This window comes from Kitasatospora sp. NPDC007106 (assembly GCF_040634455.1).
In the GTDB taxonomy this organism is placed as follows: Bacteria; Actinomycetota; Actinomycetes; order Streptomycetales; family Streptomycetaceae; genus Kitasatospora; species Kitasatospora arboriphila.
On record NZ_JBEYFP010001415.1, the window covers coordinates 1 to 1,114 of the forward strand.

Sequence of the window (1,114 nt, forward strand, 5' to 3'; positions counted from 1 at the left end):
GCCTCGGAGGCTTCCGGCGCGACCACCGCACGCGGCGGAGGCAGCAGCACCAGCGCCGTCCCCGCGGCGAACCCCGCCACCGTCCACCCCGCCGGTGCGCCCGTCCCGGCCAGCCCCTCGCCCGCCCAGACCGTCAGCGTCCAGACGGCGGCCGCGAGTCCGGCCAGCCCCGCCAGCACGGAGTACGGCTGCCGCACCTCCGCCTGCGGACGCACCGCGCCGCCCACCCGCAGCAGCCCCCGTTCCACCGGCCGCAGCGCCACGAGCAGCCCGAGCAGGAACAGCGTCAGCACGGCGATCCACACCGGCCGCCACGCCCACCAGGCGCCGGAACCGACCACGGGCTCCGGCGCGAGGTCCGTCAGGTAGAACGCGGCAGCCGCCGCCAGCACCGGCACCATGTGCCACAGGTACAGCGTCATCGACACCCGGCCGAGCGGGCGGACCAGGCGCCACAGCCACTCCGCGCGCAGCGCCCGTTCCATCGCGGGTGCGGCGAGCAGACACAGCGCGCACTGCGCGAGCACCCAGGCGAGCATCGCCGGCGACGGCGGATCGGTGTTGCTCAGCTCCTCGGTGCTCACCCGGATCAGGCTGACCGGGTACGGCCCGAACGCCACCAGCCCCGCGAACGCCGCCGCCCCGCCACCGGCCACCGCCCACAGGAGCGGCCGGCGCCCCGGCAGCCGGCCGTCCTCCCAGCCGAAACCCAGCTGGTAGGCCACCGCCCAGACCAGCACGTAGCCCGCCGCACCGACCGGACTCCCGCGGTCCGCCAGGTCGACCAGGTCCGCCACCAGGGAGAGCCCGGCCAGCGCGGCCGTGGAGGCGAGACCCCACCGCCGGTACGCCGCGTACAGCCACGGCGTCAGCGCGCTGACGACCAGGTAGACCGGCAGGAACCAGAACTGCATCGCCAGCGCCCAGCCCACCATGCCCAGCAGCCCGGGATCCGCGCCGGCCGCCCGGCCGGCCGCCAGGCACGGCACCGCGATCCCCACGTACGCGGCCGTCGGCAGCAGCAGCCGCACCGCCCGCGCGCGGACCCATCCGGCCGCCCCGCCGCCGCCCTCCCGGTGCCGCCGCCAGGACCCGGCGGCCACGTGGCCGCCCG

The 1,114-nt window shown here is 77.7% G+C and carries 1 protein-coding gene; it reads right to left on the reverse strand.

The window, feature by feature from the left end; all coding sequences use genetic code 11:
- The coding region (locus tag ABZ641_RS38915; RefSeq protein ID WP_359989434.1) for an acyltransferase at window positions 1–1,114 on the reverse strand (1,114 nt) is incomplete at both ends.